We start from the raw sequence: 19,117 nt of genomic DNA, 5'->3' as shown, positions 1-19,117 counted from the left end.
TGTGAGATTTTGCCTAAGAAGAAAAAACTGCCGCCTGTTTTGGCGTTAATCAGAGATAATATTGTTGAATATCAGAACCCGCTGGCTTTGAAGCCAAAGGAGATAGCTTCCTGGGTGAAAGATTTAAAGCTTCCCAAAAAAGGTGAGATCCTGTTTTATACAGGCAGTGAATATCAGCTTTTGCCGTATATTGATTCACTTGTCAAGACTCTGATTTATGTTGATTCGTCCAGCAACCTTTTCTCCTGGCTGATGGGAGCAAGAAAGCTTGTGAATAAGACCGGTATTAATGCGGAGAAGATCTATGCTTCTGTCTTGGCCAAAGACAAAGAAAGATTCTATTCTGTAAATTATAAAGCAGCAATCATTTTGCAAAAACTTGGTTATGATCTTTGCTATGACCCTCAGGCAGATATGTATACCGGTGCTTTGCTGGATGAACTTGGTTTTTGGCAAGAATTAAAGTCCTATGCTGTGATCTTAGCTGAACGCATTAGAGAGACCGAAGCAAAAGTTATCGTCTGCACTTCGCCGCATGCAGCGGAAATGTTCAAGCTTGTTTATCCCAAACTGGTTGACTTTCCGGATGTTCAGGTGAAGACTTTTATCGAATTAGTCTGGGAAAAAAGGCATTTGCTTCCCGCTGTTGATGAAAAGGACCCGGTGGTTATCCATGATTCCTGCCGGATGGCCAGGGAACTTGGCATATCCCAGGAGATCAGAGATGTTTTGGATGCAGTCGGTGTAAAATATATTGAGCCGCTGCGCTGCAGAGAGTGGACAACCTGCTGCGGCGGCCCAAGTAAAATGCTGTTTCCCGAGATATCCAAAACAATTTCCAAACGCAGAGTCGTTGAATTGGCGGATACCGGAGCAAAGCGGGCTTTGATATCCTGCCCGTACTGCTTATCTTCACTGGAAAGCGGTGTCGATAAGAATCATCCGATGATCATGGATGATATGGTTGAATTCTTATTTAGGGGGTTTAAGGATTAATGACTGACTTGAATAAAGAAATTGGCGCCTACACCAAGAATTTGAATAAAGCGAGTAAAGACCCTAATATTAACCGGGCGATCACCAGAGCCGTAAAATCCTACCGGGAGACGGTATCTTCGACGATGGACCGCTATCCGCACACGGAAAAGCTTGCCGAGGAAGTCCGGGAAATTAAAGCCTATTCGATGCAGCATAACAAAGAGCTTAGGGAACAGGCCATGGAAGCAATTGAAAGAAATCATGGCAAGGCTTTCTTTGCCAAAGACAAGGACGAAGTTTTCCGTATTCTTGATGAGATTGTCGGTACCGGCAAGGTGATCGTGAAAGGAAAGAGTATGCTGGGCGAAGAGCTTAAACTCAGACATGGGCTGGAGAAAGCCGGGAACGAGGTTTGGGAAACCGATCTTGGGGAATTCATTCTTCAGTTGAAAGATGACCGCCCGATGCATATTCTGTCTCCGGCAATCCATGTACCCAGAGAACAGGTTGCAGAGATCTTTACCGATTTCTTTAAAAAGGAAGTGCCTCCCGATATTGCTCAGGAAGTTGGGGTCGTACGGGAATTCTTAAGAGAGAAATATTTCACTGCCGATATTGGAATCAGCGGCGCCAATGTGGTTGCTGCCGATACCGGTCAAGTTGTCATTATTGAAAATGAAGGAAATGTCCGGCTTTGTACGGGTGCGCCGCCGGTACATATTGTCATTGTGGGCATTGAAAAACTTGTACCGTCTTTCCTCGAGGCCATGATGACAGCTGAGGTAACGTGGAGATACGCCCAGTACGGAGCACCGAGCTATGTCAACATTATCAGCGGCCCGAGCAAGACCGGGGATATCGAGAAGGTTACGACTTACGGCGCTCATGGACCGAAAGAATTTTATGTTATTTTTGTTGATAACGGCCGGAGCAAAATGATGGCGGAGGAACATTTCAGCCAAGCTGCGCACTGTCTGCGCTGCGGCGGCTGTATGTATGAGTGCCCTGTATTTCAGGTCACAGCCGGACATTACGGCAAGACCTACTTAAGCGGCATAGGATCCGTCTGGACAGCCTTCGTTGAAGGCGGAGCAGATGCTGCTGCGCCGATGCTGTACACCTGTTTGCGCTGCGGACGTTGTGTGGAGCGTTGCCCGATGCAGATTGACGTACCGAGCATGGTCGGAGAACTGCGAAGCAGGGTCGTGTCATCGGAAGAATAATAGACATGCCAAACTCTATGAGGTATTAACCCTATAAAATTGATAGGCTCCCCTTGTCGTAAACAGTTTAAATAAAAAACTGTTTATTACAAGGGGAGCTATTTTTATATCCCACAAGCGAATTTCCAAGTGATACGTATTTTGCCGCTTGCAAAAGTTCTGTTTAAAAGTTTTGTTTAGACATAGAAATACAAAACATAACAAAATAAAACAGAACATAACACGATACAGCAAAATACAACTTATTAATTCAATGGTGTAATCTACATAATTTTACATAAAAAAGAAGACGCTTATGCTATGATTGAGCTTGTCTAAATTTATACAAATATAGGGATTAATCAATTTCTATGTATGATTATACACAAATTGAACTGCTGCAAAACCATATTTAAGGAGAGAGGCAAATGAAACACAAAACGCTTAGACTTATTTTATGTACATGGGTCATTCTTTGTTCCTTTGATCTTTTAACTGGGTTAGGGAATAGCATGGGATTTGACACCTCCGGTCTTATGAAAGCAGCTTATGCTGAATCAAGCATAGACTCGAATGCGGTCATTGCTGCAACCGGAGCTGATCATTCTTTATGTATACAAAAAGACGGAACCGTAAAAGCATGGGGAAGGAACATCTACGGTCAGTTAGGGACCGGAAATACTACCGCATATTATACGCCTACAGCCATACCGGGCCTCACAGGTGTCAAGCAGTTATCGGCAGGTCTTTATTACTCACTCGCTTTAATGAATGATGGCACCGTTAAAGCATGGGGATATAATTGCTATGGCCAATTGGGGACCGGAAATACGGCAGACTATAATACGCCAACCATCATATCCGGCCTAACAGGTGTAAAACAAATCTCAGCAGGTACGTACCATTCCCTGGCGTTAATGAATGATGGCACTGTCAAAGCCTGGGGAAATAACAGTAATGGAGAGTTAGGGATGGGTACAACAGCATATTACACACCGACAACCATACCCGGACTTACAGGTGTCAAGGCAGTAGTCGTAGGACATTGCAGTTCATATGCCATTATGAACGACGGTACCGTTAAATCATGGGGAAATAATGCCTATGGACAGCTTGGGAACGGAAATACATCGACAATATATACGCCAACAACTATCCCAGGCCTAGCTAATGTCAAGCAATTGGTAACTGGTCTTTACCATGCTGTAGCATTGATAAACGATGGCACCGTAAAGGCTTGGGGATATGGACAATATGGACAGCTTGGAATAGGGAATAGTGGAAATTATTATTCGCCTACACAGGTAACAGGGCTAACGGATGTGAAACAAGTCAGCGCTTGCTATTATTCCTCGTTTGCATTACTGAATGATGGCACGGCAAAGGCTTGGGGTTATGGTGCTGCCGGAGATTTAGGCACAGGTAATTACAATACATATAATTACACCCCGATTACTATTCCGAATCTATCAGGTATACGTATGTTAATATCCGGCCATTATTCTGAGCATTCAATAGCTTTGATGAATGATGGCTCGGTTAAATCATGGGGATACAATGGATTTGGACAACTGGGCAACGGCGGTACAGCAAACGCTTCTATCCCGGGTACAATACCCAGTCTGATTTGCGATAGACCCCCTCTTGTTGCAATCATAACGCCAATCTCAAACTCGGTCTATAATGCGAGTGCATCACTTAATCTATCGGTATCTGTCTCCGACCCGGACGACAGTTCACTTTCCTGCTCGTATTATCTCGACTCTGAAACAACACCAAGAGAGACCCAAGCCGTATCCAATACGAACAGCGCTCAGACAGTAAATTTTTCAACCGTAAATTTGACGAACCTTGCTGAAGGCAAACATACCCTATATTGTGTTGCTGACGACGGAACTTTTTCAGCAGCGGCTTCAGTCAGCTTCACATGGGATAAAACCGTGCCGGATAGCTTAAGTATTACAGAAACATCCTCGACAAGTAATAGTGTCAGTGTAACCGGCGGAGCCAAAGATAATGTTTCAGGGTTTGATAGCGCCGCCTTAAGGTATACCATTGGTGAGAATATCAGCCCTTGGCTGCAGGGAATTAGCACGACGAACATAACTTCGTTATCGGATTATCTAAACAATAACTCACAAAAGGTTGTAAAACTCAGCAATGGCTGGCTCATATACTCGCTTTACAGCTATACAAACAATCGAGTCAATTTTTATTGCAGCAAAAACTCCGGAGTATCATGGGACTTATTATGTTACTTAAATATATCCGGTTCCGTCAGCTTATCCATATGCTCATTTAATAACAATGTCTATTTTTTTACTACTATTCCAACGATTAGTTATGCACGCGTATGGAAATTCGATGCATCTACAATAACACAAGGAAGCGATATTTCTTCATCTGCTGTCGTCGTCGATGCAGCTCAAAATATTTTTGGCCCGGGGTGTTCCATAACATCTGATAACTCCGGAATCCTATATACTGCATGGTGCAATAATGGAATCCGATATAGCAAAAGCACAGATGGAGGCATTACATGGCAAGCTCCCACAGCTATAATTGGAGGTAATGGCTACACTAATCCTTCGATTCTAATTAATAGTAATGGGTACCCGGCGGTAATTTTCGAGAATGCATTGTATGATGAAGGTTACGGTGGGTATTATCACTATATTTATGTATGCTCATTTAATGGATCATCGTGGAGTACGAGCACAGCATATGCTTCACCAAGGATATACGACAATTTTAATATGAAACCAATTGTCATAACAGATAAAAATAATGTCATTCATCTGGTTTGGCAGAGTAAAGACACTACAGATAGTTCTTACTTCAATTTGTGGTACAGTAAATCGACTGATGGGGGCTCGACTTGGAGCACAGCGACAAAACTTACCAGCGGCAATCTATATGACCAGAACTCGCCGGTACTTACGTATGATGAAAGTAACAAGGTAACCCTGCTATGGACAGCGAAAGACGCATCGAACACGCAAACCCCTGTACTTAAACAGATGAGTTATACGGGTACATGGGGTCCCGCAGCTAACGTATTAAATAATGGCGTTTCCATCAACGCAATAAGCGTTACCGCATATTCAAACCTCCCGAATCTGCCGAACCCGTTACTGATCTATGCCAACTCTTCCGGGACATTTAGTTATACAGACAGCATGATAGCCAAAGCATCCTATACGACCCAGCAGAACCCGTTACTTCCAAATAAGACCTATACCATCAAACTCGAAGCCAAAGACAAAGCCGGGAATATTGCCAGTACAACCAAAGAAATATTAACAAAAGCTGAAAAACCCACCATCTCCGCCAAACCGCTGTCAACAACATCGCTGGAACTCACAATCACGGACACCAACCCTGCCAATACCGAGTACCAAATCTACTGCGGTGACAAATATGTCAACGCTGCCGGCGAGTTAACCGTTGATCCCGACTGGTACCCACTCACCACCAAAAAAATTGTCGTTAGCGGTCTCAACCTCAAAACGCAGTATTTATTCCAAGTCAAAGCCAGAAATGCGGAGAACATCCAAACAGACTATAGTGAAATATCAGCCGGGGACACCTACGGGTCGGCCCCCGAAGGCACAGTCTCCAACATCAAACTCACTTCCGGGACCGGCAAAATCACCATTACCTGGGACCCTATGGATGCCGCAACCGGTTATGACATTGAGATCGACGGCGCCATCACAGACAACGGTGCCAGAACAACCTACGAAAACACCTTCACTCCCGGTCAGGACCATCTCTTCCGGATCAGACCCAAAAATGAGACAGGAGCCGGCGACTGGAGTAATGTGATAACCGGCCGCGCCAAATATGCCTTAGCGGCTGCTCCGGCTAACCTCACAGCCGCCCCGGCAGGCACCTCGGTCACCATTACTTGGGATGCCGTCGCCGGAGCACTCAGCTACGACCTGGAATTCGACGGTGTAATCAAAAATGTCAAACTTAACACCTCCTATAAATCTACCGGCCTTAAACCATCCACGCAGCATACCTACCGCGTAAGAACCCGGAATGTCCAGGGAGCAGGCGAGTGGAGTACACTTAAATCGGTCATGACAACAGGCGGACTGCCCGGAGCACCGGCTGGTATCACCTATACGGCAACGAATACCACGGCCACCATCAACTGGACCGCGGCAACTGATGCCGAGACCTACGAAATTGTCGAAATCGTCAACGGTCAGGAGACCCGTATCGTTGACAATAACACACCGACCACTTGTGAAAAACGTGGTTTGACGCCAAACAGCACGCACATCTATAAGATCCGCGGTGTCAACAGCATCGGGGCCGGCACCTGGAGCGATCCGATCACAATAACGACCTATCTCCTGGATACGCCTTCCGGAATACGCACAGACGAATCCGATACCTCAATCATTCTTACCTGGAATGCCGTTCAGGATGCAACCTCCTATCAGATAACTTTAAATACCGGGACACCCGTAACTTCAAACACAACCACCTATACATTTACCGGCCTAACGCCGGAGACAAAATACAGCTTCCAGATTAAAGCAGTCTCTGCTACCGGCGAGAGCGGCTTAAGCGATGTCATCACCACTTACGCCACACCGGTTAAACCGGCTATCCCCCAAAACGTCAACGCCACTGTCTCAGATACCCTGATCACCATCACCTGGGACGCGGTCGAGAATGCCGAAGGCTATGATGTGGAACTTGACGGCATACTCATGGAAGACGACGACGATCCAATCTACATTCATGACGGACTGGAATCCGATACCCTCCACGCTTACCGGGTCCGAGCGCGCAATGCGGCCATTGAAGGCGACTGGAGCGCCATGCAGTATATCAAGACACTGCCCGGTAAACCGGCAGCTCCTGCCAACATTGAGGTAAAATCCTCTTCCACCGGTGCCACGCTTACCTGGAATAAAAAAGACAGCGACCAGAGCTTTGACATTGAGATCAGTGACGGCACGACCACCACAATCGTCTCGGATATCGCCAAGAACACCTTCACCCATCGCCGGACCGGTCTGGGCCGTGAATACACCTACCGTATCCGGACGCACAATATGCAGGGTGTAAGCGAATGGAGCGGCAAGATCATCAACAATGCCTTAAAAGCCTGGTGTAAGAAAACGAAGACCGTCGACCTGGGACTCACGGCCAAAGATATCACGGACTTTAGCCCGTATACCATGGTTGTGACGTATAATGCCGCGGCAATTGACGTGATTGACCTGTCGACACTGACCGGCATCTATGAAACAGTGCCTGGCAGGATCGAAGGCACAGATATCACCATCACCGAATTCAAACCCGGAGAAATCGTCTTCGTCGCCGACAAAGTCATCAACCCTGGCGAAGCCTGGACCGGGGTCCTAAACAGCATCAAATTCAAAGCCAAAGCAACCGGCGGCACAACCATCACCTATACCGTATTTAGCAAACAGGACGAGCCCACCCCATAAATTCTTTCGTCATAAAAAAAATCGAGTCACACCAAACAGATTGATCAAAGAAGATCCGCTCCCTCTCTTGCAAAAAAGAGAGGAAGGGGTGGGTTAGGAGGAACAAAATGAATAAAATCACAGGGCTCATACTGAAGCTCTTTATCGCTTTATTCTTAATCACCGGTGTAGTGATCACCGAGCCGACGGATACCGTTAAGGCGGCAGAAGCCGGTGTATCCCACAGAGAAGAAGTACAGATTCTTGTCAAATACAAGGATGACACCAAAGCCGACAGCGTCAAAACAAAGGTTAAGAAGAACCTAAACCTTGCAAAACTCGATTCCAAGTATAAGAAAAAACAAACGAAAACAGAACTTCTGGAAATCTCTCAAGACGATGATATTGCCAAAGTCGTTAAAGAATTCAAAAAAGACACCAACGTCGTCTATGCCCAGCCAAATTACAAGCTCAACCTGTATAGCGCGACGGCAGACGAGCGGTTTAATGAAGAGTGGGGACTGTTCAATGCCGGACAGGCTATTAGCGGCGTTGCCGGTACTCCCGGGATCGACATTGGCGCCGAGTCTGCCTGGACAACGACCGAAGGATCATCCTCCGTATTGGTTGGCGTGCTGGATACCGGTATCGATACCACCCACCCTGATCTTAACGGCAACATCGTATCCGGGTATAACTTCATAACCGACAGCAGCAATGTATTCAGCTCAGTAAGCTCGGATTCCCACGGAACCCATGTTGCCGGGATTATCGCTGCGGAAGCAAACAGCGCCGGCATCAAAGGCGTAGCTCCGGGCGTCAAAATCGTACCGCTTAAATTTATCCAAGACGGTACCGGCTATACCTCCGACGCCATTGAAGCGATTGAATATGCAAGCAGCCATGGTATCAAGATCATCAACTGCAGCTTCGGCTGCTCAGAAGAAAACCTTGCCTTAAAAGATGCCATGGCCCAAAGCGCAATTTTGTTCGTCTGCGCCGCCGGCAACGATGCCTCCGTTTCACCGGTATACCCGGCAGCATTCAACCTGCCGAACATCATCTCCGTAGCCGCAATCAATAACACAGGAAACCTTGCTTCGTTCTCCAGCTATGGGACAAACGTTGACGTCGCAGCCCCGGGCGTCGGCATCCTCAGTACCTTGCCGGATGGTAATTATGGCTATATCAGCGGGACCTCCGCAGCCGCCCCTTATGTCAGCGGGATCGCCGCCCTGATCGAAAGCGCTTATCCGGGGCTGACCCCGGCACAAGTCAACGCCTGCATCAAAAACAGCGTTGTTGCCTTAGACAGCCTGACCGGCAAAGTAACCGCAGGCGGCATCGTCAATGCAGACAAGGCGCTGAAGGCTGCCGCTGCAGTTCCTGCAAATACAGCTGAGCAAACAACAAAAGATGATACCACCACCGCAAAAACTACCGTGGATAGTACAGTCACCACACTTGCCGCCACGATTTCCCAACAAAACATGGAACAGATCCATTATGGTGAAAACGGCGTCAATGCTGCTACAGGGAACTACGCCAAAACGGTGACCGATTTCAGTCTGTCCTCGCCGGGTTTCACCGTTGATATATCGCGGACCTACAACTCGAAAGATACCCGGACTTCCAGCACCTTGGGCAAAGGGTGGTTTTTCGGATTTGAAGGAAGCTTTACCCAGGATACGACCTATCCCACCCAGTGGGTCGCGAAGCTTCCCAACGGATCTGCCCAGGTTTTTGTCAACAACAGCGGTGTATTCACAGCCAACGACTCCCATAGCACCATGGTCAAACAAGCTGACAACTCGTATATCCTCACCACCAAAGACCAGTATACGTACGGTTTCAATACGAGTGGTTATCTCTGCTGGATGAAAGACCGGAACGGCAACACAATCACAATCGAGGTCAATGCCACAGGTAAAGTTCAGAAAGTAACCGATGCAGCTGGGCGGTTCTTCACCGTAACCTATAATGCCGCCGGGTATATCACCACGGTCACGGACCCAATGAACCGAACCTTTAAATATGGCTATGACGCCTCAAACCGGCTGACCACCGTTACCGACCCGTCCGATACCGTGATTGCAACCTATACCTATGACAGCGCCTCCGGCTGTCTGGCCTCAATCAAAGACGCATCAAGCAATATACTGGAAACCTTGACGTATACCAATAGCTCGGGGACATATAAGGTAAATAGCTATGCCGAGCCTGACGGCAAAGTATCCACCTATACCTATGATACCGCCAACTCAAAAACAACCATCACCGATGCCAACGGCCGGCAAATCATCAAGTGGTATGATTCCTGCTACTATGTTACCAAAACCCAAGACCCGGAAGGTAAGACTGCGACCGTCGAATACAATTTAGACGCGAATGGGACAAACAAATACGGCGAAGAAATCGCCATTACCGACCGGTATGGCAACAAGACGCAATATCAGCGGGACAGCATGGGGAATATGACCAAGATCATTAACCCCGATACTTCTTACAGCACCTATACCTATGACGCCAAAAACAACCTGATTTCCGAAACCGACGAATTAAGCCATTCCACCTATTACGTATACGATACCAATTCAGCCAACCTGCTGAAAAAAATCCAGCCCTTAAACGGTACCGATACCTATAGCGCGGATGCCAATCAGACCAAATTTGCCATCACAACGTATGTGTATTACAGCGATGCGGAACGGACATCCCTGGGGTATCCTGCGTTGGGGTTACTCAAAGCGGAAACCGATCCCGAAGGCAACACAACGACGTATACCTATGATGAATACGGGAACAAGGCCAGTGTCACCGACCCGGAGCATCATGTCACCCAATACACGTACAACAAAAACGGCTGGCTCACGCTCATGACCTCCCCGTCGGGCTACAAAACCACCTATACCTATGACCCGTGTGGAAGAGTTGAAAAAATCGAACTCAATAACAAAGAAACCACCCGGATCGTTTACGATGCCATGGGGCGGAAAACCCTTGAGGTTGCCCCGAACCAGTATGATCTGACCAAGGACGGATTGAACAGCCAGGCGCCCACCCATAACTATAGTGACACTTCTGACGGTATGGCCACGACCTATTCAGCAAGCGGCAGGGTCTTATCGCAGACGGATCCGTGCGGCAATACGACGACATACACGTATGACGTCTACGGTAATCTGGCAACAGAAACAAAACCCAACGGTTCAGTCTACATCTACACCTATGATGTGATGAACCGATTAACCAAAATATCCTTTAAAAACCTCTCCACAGATACGACTGCCCAGACCCTGAAGGAGTATGCCTATTCAGTTGTCAGCGGCAAGCTCCAAAAAACGGAAACCGTATACTTAAACGATACGGATAGAGCCGTCACTGTCACCACCTATGATTACCGCGGCAATGTCGTAAACCAAAAGAACCCGGACGGCGGGAACATCGTGACCGTATATTACAGCAACGGCCTGGTCAAATCCGTAACCGATGCCAACGGCGGGACAACCTATATCAAATATGACGGATTAAACCGATTCAGTGAAAAATGGTCGCCGCTGGAATCGGACAGATACAGCTACAGTGCGGTCACTTATGACAGAGCCGGCAATAAAACCGCTGAAAAAACAGGGAAAGATAAAGTCGAACTTTATGTTGCCCCGTCCAGCGACAGACTGATGATAACTTCGTATACCTATGATAAAGATGGCAAAGTCAAACAGGTCACCGATTCGACCGGTGCCAAGAAAATCTATCAGTACGATCCGGATGGATTTGTAAAAAGACAGGATATTTACACCAGTGAAAATACCGTAAATATCACCGAATATCAAAATGACCAAAGAGGCAACCCCACAAAAATCATGCTTCATGTTTCCTCGGCGGATATTTACGGCAGTTCCGATAAAACAGGGGATACCATCCTTACAACCACCAACGCCTATGATAAAAGCGGCAACCTTAGCAAGACCATTGAACCCGACAGCACAGTAACCACTTATACCTACGACACCATGAATCGCTTGTTAACGAAAACCCAGGATACCCTGGATGAAAACGGCGCACGCACCACAGCAACAATCGAGGTCATGGGGTATACCTGGAACGGGAAAGAAATGAAGACCAAAGACGCCCTTGGCAATATCACAGAGTACGCTTATGACCAAAAAGGACGTTTAATAAAGACCAAGAAAACCACCACAGATCCTAGCCATACGGTCACGAACTTTATGACAGCTTATGAATACGACCGTGCCGACAGACTGATCCGCGAAGTCCCTCCGGCCAACTATACCGGAACAGGGGAACTCACAGAATCTGTTAACCTCTCGGTTATGAATCGCAGCGAGTACACCTATGACCTGATGAGCAGAGTAATTGTGAAAAAAGACGTATTTAAAAATGCGCCTGCGGATACCAGCTGGATCACGATCGTTGCCAAAGCCTACCGTTACGATCTGAACGGGAATGTCATCAAAGAAATGGACGGACGCGGCTATGAAGCCGGGTCGGGAAGCACCGATGCCGACAAGATCAGAACAGGATATGGCACGGAATATACGTATAACTATGCCAATCTGAAAACGAAAGTATTGGATGCGGTAGCAAAGGAGAAGGGCTTAAGTTATACAGTTTCGTACCAGTATGACGGGGCATTACGGAATATCTCGGAAACAGACGCTAAAGGCGCCATCACAGAGTATAGTTATGACAATGCCGGACGCATCCTTCAGGTCAGTATCAGAAAATCTGCCGGGGACGCGGCGGCGGTCATCAAAACTTCAAAGTATGATCTCGCCGGAAATCTAATAGCCCAGACAGACGGCAATGGCAGCACAACGACTTATATCTACAATGCTCTTAATAAAGTAAGAAAAGCCGTTTACCCGGCAGATGCTTCTATTCCGTCTTACACGGTCACTTATCTGTATGATATATCCGGAAACCTGGCCTACCAAGAAGATTCCATGGGAACGGTGGACCTTTACACGTATGATCAGCAGGGAAGACAGCTGACCCATACGCAGCAGGCGAAAGATGGAACAGACGCGATCACAACTTCTTTAAGCTATGACCTGAATGGGAACAAAATCTACGTTACCGACGGCAACGGTACAGTTACGACAAACAGCTATGATGGCCTGAACCGCTTAGTAAGTACTGAAGTAACTGTCCATACGGCGGGATCGGACGAAGCCGTTGTCAACAAGATTGTTTATACGTATGATAAAAACAACAACCCAATGACCGTCACCAAATATTTAAACAATGTCAGTACAGGAACCTACACAAGTGTTTACGACCCGATCAACCGACTTATACAAAAAGAAGACCCGTATACCATTATCCAGAAACTCAAATACAATTCCAGCCACCAGCAGACAGAATCTTGGAGCATCCTGGACAGCACTGCCCAAACGTTTGCAGTGACGAAGTATACCTATGACAAAAACAACCGTCTGGTTTCCACGACCGACCCTGAAGGACATGCGACGCGCCAGAGCTATGACAACGTCGGCAACATCGCAACAAAAACAGACGGAAACAACAACGTCACCTATTACAGCTATGACCAATTCAATAATCTCATCGCCGTGACCAATGCCAAAGGGGAGAAGACAACCTACACCTATGACCTTAATAAGAATATGACATCACAGACTGATGGCAAAGGCAATACCACGAATTACGAATACAACTGCGCCAACAAGCTGGTCAGAAAGATTGATGCCGGAGGCAGGACAGGGGCAGCGGGGAGTTATACCTACACTCCGACCAAAACTGAATCCTACACGTATTACGCGAATGGCAGCCTGGCTGCAAAAACAGACCGCAACGGCGTCACCTTTACCTACATTTACGATACGCATGGTAGAAAGATCTCGGAAAGAGCAAAAGATATCGTCATCAGCTTCACCTATGACGGCAACAATAACCTGCTTACCATGACAGACACAACCGGAAAAACCGCGCGCACCTATGACGAGCTGAACCGGGTCCTGACGAAGACGCTGGAAGGTCTTGGCGCCAATACCTATCAATATGATATAACAGCGGATATGCCTGAAGGTTTCTACGCAGAGAAGGCGACCGACCTAAAAGGAAACATCACCCTCAAGATTTTTGATAAAGCCGGTCGGCTTAAAGAAGTCCGGACAGATGGGCAGACAACCGGAACAGTTTACGAATATTATCCGAATGGCGCTAAAAAGAGCGTAACCTATGCGGACGGATCGTCCGAACAATATACCTATTACTCCGATAATCTCTTAAACACGCTGACCAATTACAAAACCGACAACAGCGTAATGGACAGCTATACCTATACCTATGATGCGGCCCACAACCAGACATCCAAGACCGAAATCCTAAACGGTGTAAGCAAGGGCACCACAAGCTATGTTTATGACAAACTGAACCGGCTGCTGAAAGTAACCGAACCGGCAGGAAAAGTCACAGAATATACCTATGACAAAGCCGGAAACAGGGAAACCGAAACAGTCACGGATGGGACAACCAGAACATTTATCGCCTATGCATATAACGAGCAGAATAGACTGATAAGTACCACAAAGCAAGAAGGCGATCTCAAAACAACCACGAAATATGGTTATGACAATAATGGTAATAATACCAGCAAGCTAACAGAACAGATAAGGAAAATCGACCCGATTAACCCGCCAACGCCGCATTTCGGGATGTTCATACCAGGACAGGAGAAAGACGGCGCGACGCAATATGCCGAAGATCTCGTCGGCTTCGCCCAATACTTTGAGTATGATGTTTTCAACCAAATGATCAAGAGCAACACCGGTAATGCCATGGTTGAATACACGTACTATGGTGATGGCCTGCGTGCCACCAAGACTACCAATGATCAGACGACCCGGTTCATCTATGAGGGAGACAAGGTTGTCCTTGAACTGGACGGCAAAGGAAACCAATTTGCCAGAAACGTTTATGGAACAAACCTGTTATCCCGGATAGTCGGCGGACAGACGCTGAACTATATGTATAATGGTCACGGTGATGTCACGGCACTACTTGACAACAGTGGGACAATTCAGGCAACATATTACTATGATGCATTCGGGAATATTACTTCGCAGACAGGTACAGTCGATAACCCGTTTACTTATGCCGGTTACTATTATGATAAAGAGTCCGGTCTGTACTACCTGAATGCCAGAATGTATGACCCTTCAATAGCCAGGTTCATGCAGGAAGACACTTACCGCGGTGATCCGAATGATCCGCTGAGTTTGAACCTATATACGTATTGCCATAATGAACCGTTGATGTATACGGATCCGAGTGGAAACAACTGGATTAGCAATCTATGGAATAACGTTGTACAAAAAGCAACACAAGCTAAGACTGCAATAGTAACTAAAGCTACAGAAGTCAAGACAGCAGTCGTTAACAAATATACTGAGGTTAAGACGGCAGTAGTTAATAAATATACCGAGGCTAAAACTACAGTTGTCAATAAATCTGTGGAAATTAAGACTGCGGTTGCAAAGAAATCTTCTGATATTAAGGCAACAGCCGTATCAAAAGCAGAAGAAGTTAAGGCAACAGTAAGTGAAAAGGTAAATAGCTATTGTGGAACCAGTCAAAATGATCCTGTTAGTGTTAAAATAGTTCATGGATTAGAAAACCTAATTTCCAACAATTCCCCTTTAGGCAACTGGATTGAAGCAGCTACAGGAACGACTTTAATTTCAGGGGAAACATTATCTTCTGAACAAAAGCAGGCGAAACTTAATAATGGCTTTAAATTATTAAATGAAGGCCTTGTTGGTTTAGGTACGGGGGGAATGAAAGGAGCAAAAGTACCTAATATAGGAACAAGTGCTCTTATGAAAAGTTCTACTAGTAGGGTCGTCGGAAATCTAGAGGGGGCGAGTTCTGCCGAAGCAAAAACCCTTTACCATTATACAAATGAAAAAGGTCTAAATGGCATCATAGAGTCAAACCAGTTAAATCCTTCATTAAAAGCGGTAAACCCTAAAGATGCTAGATATGGCAATGGTCAGTATCTCACTGATATTGTTCCAGGTACGAAAACGCCAGGACAGCTTTCAAATACGTTTTATGGTTTTCCTTTTAGAAGTGATAGAGTAACACATTTTGTTGAAGTAGATGTTACAGGGTTAAATGTCGTCAAAGGAAGAGAAGGTGTTTTCGTTATTCCTAATGAAAATCCGTTAGATTTGACGAACAGAATTATCAATTCAGGCGTTGCTCCTAAGTAATTTGTAGAGGGTGGTATATTATGAAATACCTAAAGGTAGAATGGATTCATAATTTCCTAGACGAGCCAATAGAATTTTATTCGGAAATTGATGATGAAAGATATGAGGTAAGGAAAATAATTAAATATCGTGATGGTAGAATAGGATATGCAACCCCAGATGTTGAGGTTGGTGGAGCAATATTAGGCGAATTGCCAATGCCCGAATCAGACCAAATTGCCTCTGATTCACAATTTAAACCCATCGAAATAACACAAGAAGATTTCGAGATTCTGTGGAATGAAAAGATAGAAAATAAATAATGAAGCTGAAGGCTTTACAGGGAGATGGTTTATCCGTCTCCTTTTTCTTTTGCCGACAATAAAAAAAGCAAAGATAGAACCGGCACAACCCTAGCCGATTTCGGTTAGGTTTTTCAATGGCTTAAGATAAATTGTCTTTCCCGTCTGGCCGGGAGATTTAAAATTTTTTAAATCCCACAATTCAGACGGGAAAGACAATCTTCCGGAATATTTTAAGATGCTGGTCACTATAAACGCTGCCAAGATTAAAAATACCTTATAGGATTGGCTTACCGCTCGGCATTGGGCGATTTGAACTGGTGTTGACACCACGTCTCGTCTTTAAGCCACACCTTCAGAAGATCGTAAACTTTATTCTTATAAATGATATACGTCTCCTTGTCATTAGGGGCGATTTGGAGCAGCTTATACTTTACTTCCTTCATGGTTTGATCCAAGTTTTCACAGAGGAAGGCGATATGGTTGGCCCTGACTTTGAGCGAAGTATTAATAAAGTTTGTTTTCATCCTCTCGTAGCCTTTGGCGGCTGAACTTTTTTGGAGCGATTCCAGCGAATCATTCAGCTGCCTGGCCGTTTTAGCGAGTTCTGCTTTGGACGTCTTGACGTTCTCCAATTGGACCTTCAGATTGGCGAGTTCCGCAGTCAGCCCGGTGATGATACCGCTTTGGTCTGCCAATGTTTTCTGGAGATCTGTGTTCTTTTGTAAGGCCAGGTCTTTTTCTTGCTGGGCCTGCGTCCGTTCCTTGACCGCTTTCCTTAGTTCCTGCTTGGTCATCCCCTCGATATCCATATCAACGATGAATTGCGCCCGTTCCTCCTTTGGGACTCCTAAGAGGATCACCGCCTGGCTGTAGTTTAAATTCGGAGCCGGATCCGAATTTGAGGAGCTAAGCTGTCCTGCTCCGTACTCTTTGAAGATACGCATCAGTTTATTGGCCCTGCTCTGAGAGAAATCGACCGACTCCTCCAGCCATTTGCCCCATTCTCCAAACTTAAGCAGGGCCTTGGCCTCCGTCAGCCGCCTTCCAATCTCGACAGCGGCGGTAAGGTAGATCCTCTCAGTCTGGTATTTGATCATGTTAATTTCAGCCGCTATTACATGCGGCGTGCGTCCGCTGATAATATCAGTTACTGTATTCGTTATTGTATCCGTCAAGATATCCACACTCCTTGGGTCTGATTCCACTCATAGGATACGTGGCCAGGCTTAAAAGTGTGACAACGGACAATCTTTCTCATAGTATATAAGGTCGGGAACGAACAAGCCCGGCTTGTCAAACATTTAGACGACCTTGGTCGTCCAATTCTCACAATTCCAAACTTCCGTGACGACATCCTGGTAAAAGTCAGGTTCATGGCAAATGAGAAGTAGGCTGCCTTTATAGGCCTGGAGCGCCCGTTTCAACTCCTGTTTGGCTTCGACGTCGAGATGGTTGGTCGGCTCGTCGAGCAGCAGAAAATTCGTTTCCTTATTAATCAGCTTGCAGAGCCGTACTTTGGCCTGCTCACCGCCGCTCAAGACCAGGACTTTGCTTTCGATATGCTTCGTCGTTAAACCGCACTTGGCCAGCGCTGCCCGCACTTCGTACTGGGTATAGCCGGGGAAGTCCGACCAGAATTCTTCGATACAGGTCTTATAATTAGCATCCTTAATTTCCTGTTCAAAGTAGCCGGGGAAGAGATAGTCTCCAAGTTCAGCCTGGCCTGAAAGGGACTCGATTTCACCGAGGATGCTCTTTAAGAGTGTGGTTTTGCCGATTCCGTTGGCTCCGGTCAAAGCAACTTTCTGACCGCGTTCCAGGGAAATGTTGATCGGGCGGGAGAGCGGTTCGTTATAGCCGATCACCAGATCAGAGGTTTGAAACACGAGCTTGCCGGAAGTCCTGGCTTCTTTAAAGTTGAAAACCGGTTTGGGTTTGTCCTTGGCCAGTTCGATCCGGTCCATTTTATCGAGCTTTTTCTGGCGGGACATCGCCATATTCCGGGTGGAGACTCTGGCTTTGTTGCGGGCGACAAAATCCTCCAGGTCGGAGATTTCCTGCTGCTGTTTTTTATAGGCCGCTTCGAGCTGCTGCTTTTTTGTCTCGTAGACATTCAGGAAATTCTGATAGTCTCCGACATAACGGTTCAGCTGCAGGTTGTCCATATGATAAATTAAGTTGATCACGCTGTTTAAGAATTCCATGTCGTGCGAGATCAGAATAAACGCATTTTCATACGCCAGAAGGTAGCGTTTCAGCCATTCGATGTGTTGTTCGTCGAGGTAGTTTGTCGGCTCGTCCAAAAGCAGAATATCCGGCTTTTCCAGCAGCAGTTTAGCCAAAAGCACTTTGGTTCGCTGGCCGCCGCTTAAGTCATCAACGTCCTTATCAAGACCGATATCCTGCAGACCTAAACCGCGGGCGGTCTCCTCGACCTTAGCATCCACAATATAAAAATCATTGTTGTTCAAGGTTTCCTGAATCAATCCCATCTCTTCGAGCAGCACTTCCAGCTCCTCGGATGAAGCGTCGCCCATTTTATCACAAATCGCCAGCATCTCAGCTTCCAGTGCAAAAAGATACTGAAAAGCGTCCTTCAGAACATCGCGGATCGTTGCTCCTTTAGCCAGAACCGTGTGCTGGTCAAGATAACCGACTCTGACCCGTTTGGACCATTCAATCTGGCCTTCATCAGGCTCGAGTTGGCGCGTAATGATGTTCATAAATGTAGATTTTCCCTCGCCATTCGCCCCGATCAAACCGATATGCTCGCCCTTCAGCAGGCGGAAAGAAACATTTTGAAATATGGCCCGGTCGCCAAAGCCATGACTCAAGTTTTTAACAGTCAGAATACTCATGTTTTCTTATCTTCCTTTTTACATAAATTCGTAAATAATACGATCAGTCAATAGCAAGACCATCCGTATTGCTCATCCTTG

Annotated in this window: 7 protein-coding genes; 5 read left to right on the top strand and 2 right to left on the bottom strand. The window is 46.3% G+C overall.

What is annotated here, in order from left to right:
* The first annotated feature begins 9 nt into the window (after positions 1-9).
* From NC238_15065 to NC238_15045, 5 genes are all read left to right on the top strand, one after another.
* Positions 10-996, top strand: a complete 987-nt coding sequence (locus tag NC238_15065; protein ID MCM1567229.1) for a (Fe-S)-binding protein — start codon at positions 10-12, stop codon at positions 994-996.
* Complete coding sequence (locus NC238_15060; GenBank protein ID MCM1567228.1) at positions 996-2,201, top strand: lactate utilization protein; 1,206 nt, start codon at positions 996-998, stop codon at positions 2,199-2,201. Before NC238_15065 ends, NC238_15060 begins: the two co-directional genes overlap by 1 nt.
* A 407-nt stretch (positions 2,202-2,608) precedes the next feature.
* A complete protein-coding gene (locus NC238_15055) occupies positions 2,609-7,657 on the top strand; it encodes a fibronectin type III domain-containing protein (GenBank protein MCM1567227.1) in 5,049 nt (1,682 codons plus the stop codon).
* Positions 7,658-7,764: 107 nt separating this feature from the next.
* Positions 7,765-15,894 (top strand): S8 family serine peptidase, encoded by an 8,130-nt coding sequence (locus NC238_15050; GenBank protein ID MCM1567226.1) that lies wholly within the window; start codon positions 7,765-7,767, stop codon positions 15,892-15,894.
* A 20-nt stretch (positions 15,895-15,914) separates the two neighbouring features.
* A complete protein-coding gene (locus tag NC238_15045) occupies positions 15,915-16,196 on the top strand; it encodes a hypothetical protein (protein MCM1567225.1) in 282 nt (93 codons plus the stop codon).
* A 269-nt stretch (positions 16,197-16,465) separates the two neighbouring features.
* Here NC238_15045 and NC238_15040 read toward each other — a convergent pair whose 3' ends face one another.
* Together NC238_15040 and NC238_15035 are read right to left on the bottom strand one after the other, a co-directional pair.
* A complete protein-coding gene (locus NC238_15040; GenBank protein ID MCM1567224.1) occupies positions 16,466-17,353 on the bottom strand; it encodes a DUF3102 domain-containing protein in 888 nt (295 codons plus the stop codon).
* 126 nt (positions 17,354-17,479) lie between these two features.
* Complete coding sequence (locus NC238_15035; GenBank protein ID MCM1567223.1) at positions 17,480-19,036, bottom strand: ATP-binding cassette domain-containing protein; 1,557 nt, start codon at positions 19,034-19,036, stop codon at positions 17,480-17,482.
* Between the last annotated feature and the right edge of the window lie 81 nt (positions 19,037-19,117).

It is taken from the genome of Dehalobacter sp. (genome assembly GCA_023667845.1).
GTDB lineage: Bacteria > Bacillota > Desulfitobacteriia > Desulfitobacteriales > Syntrophobotulaceae > Dehalobacter.
The sequence above is the reverse complement of the archived record's forward strand: the minus strand, read 5'-3'. Positions and strand labels throughout refer to the sequence as shown.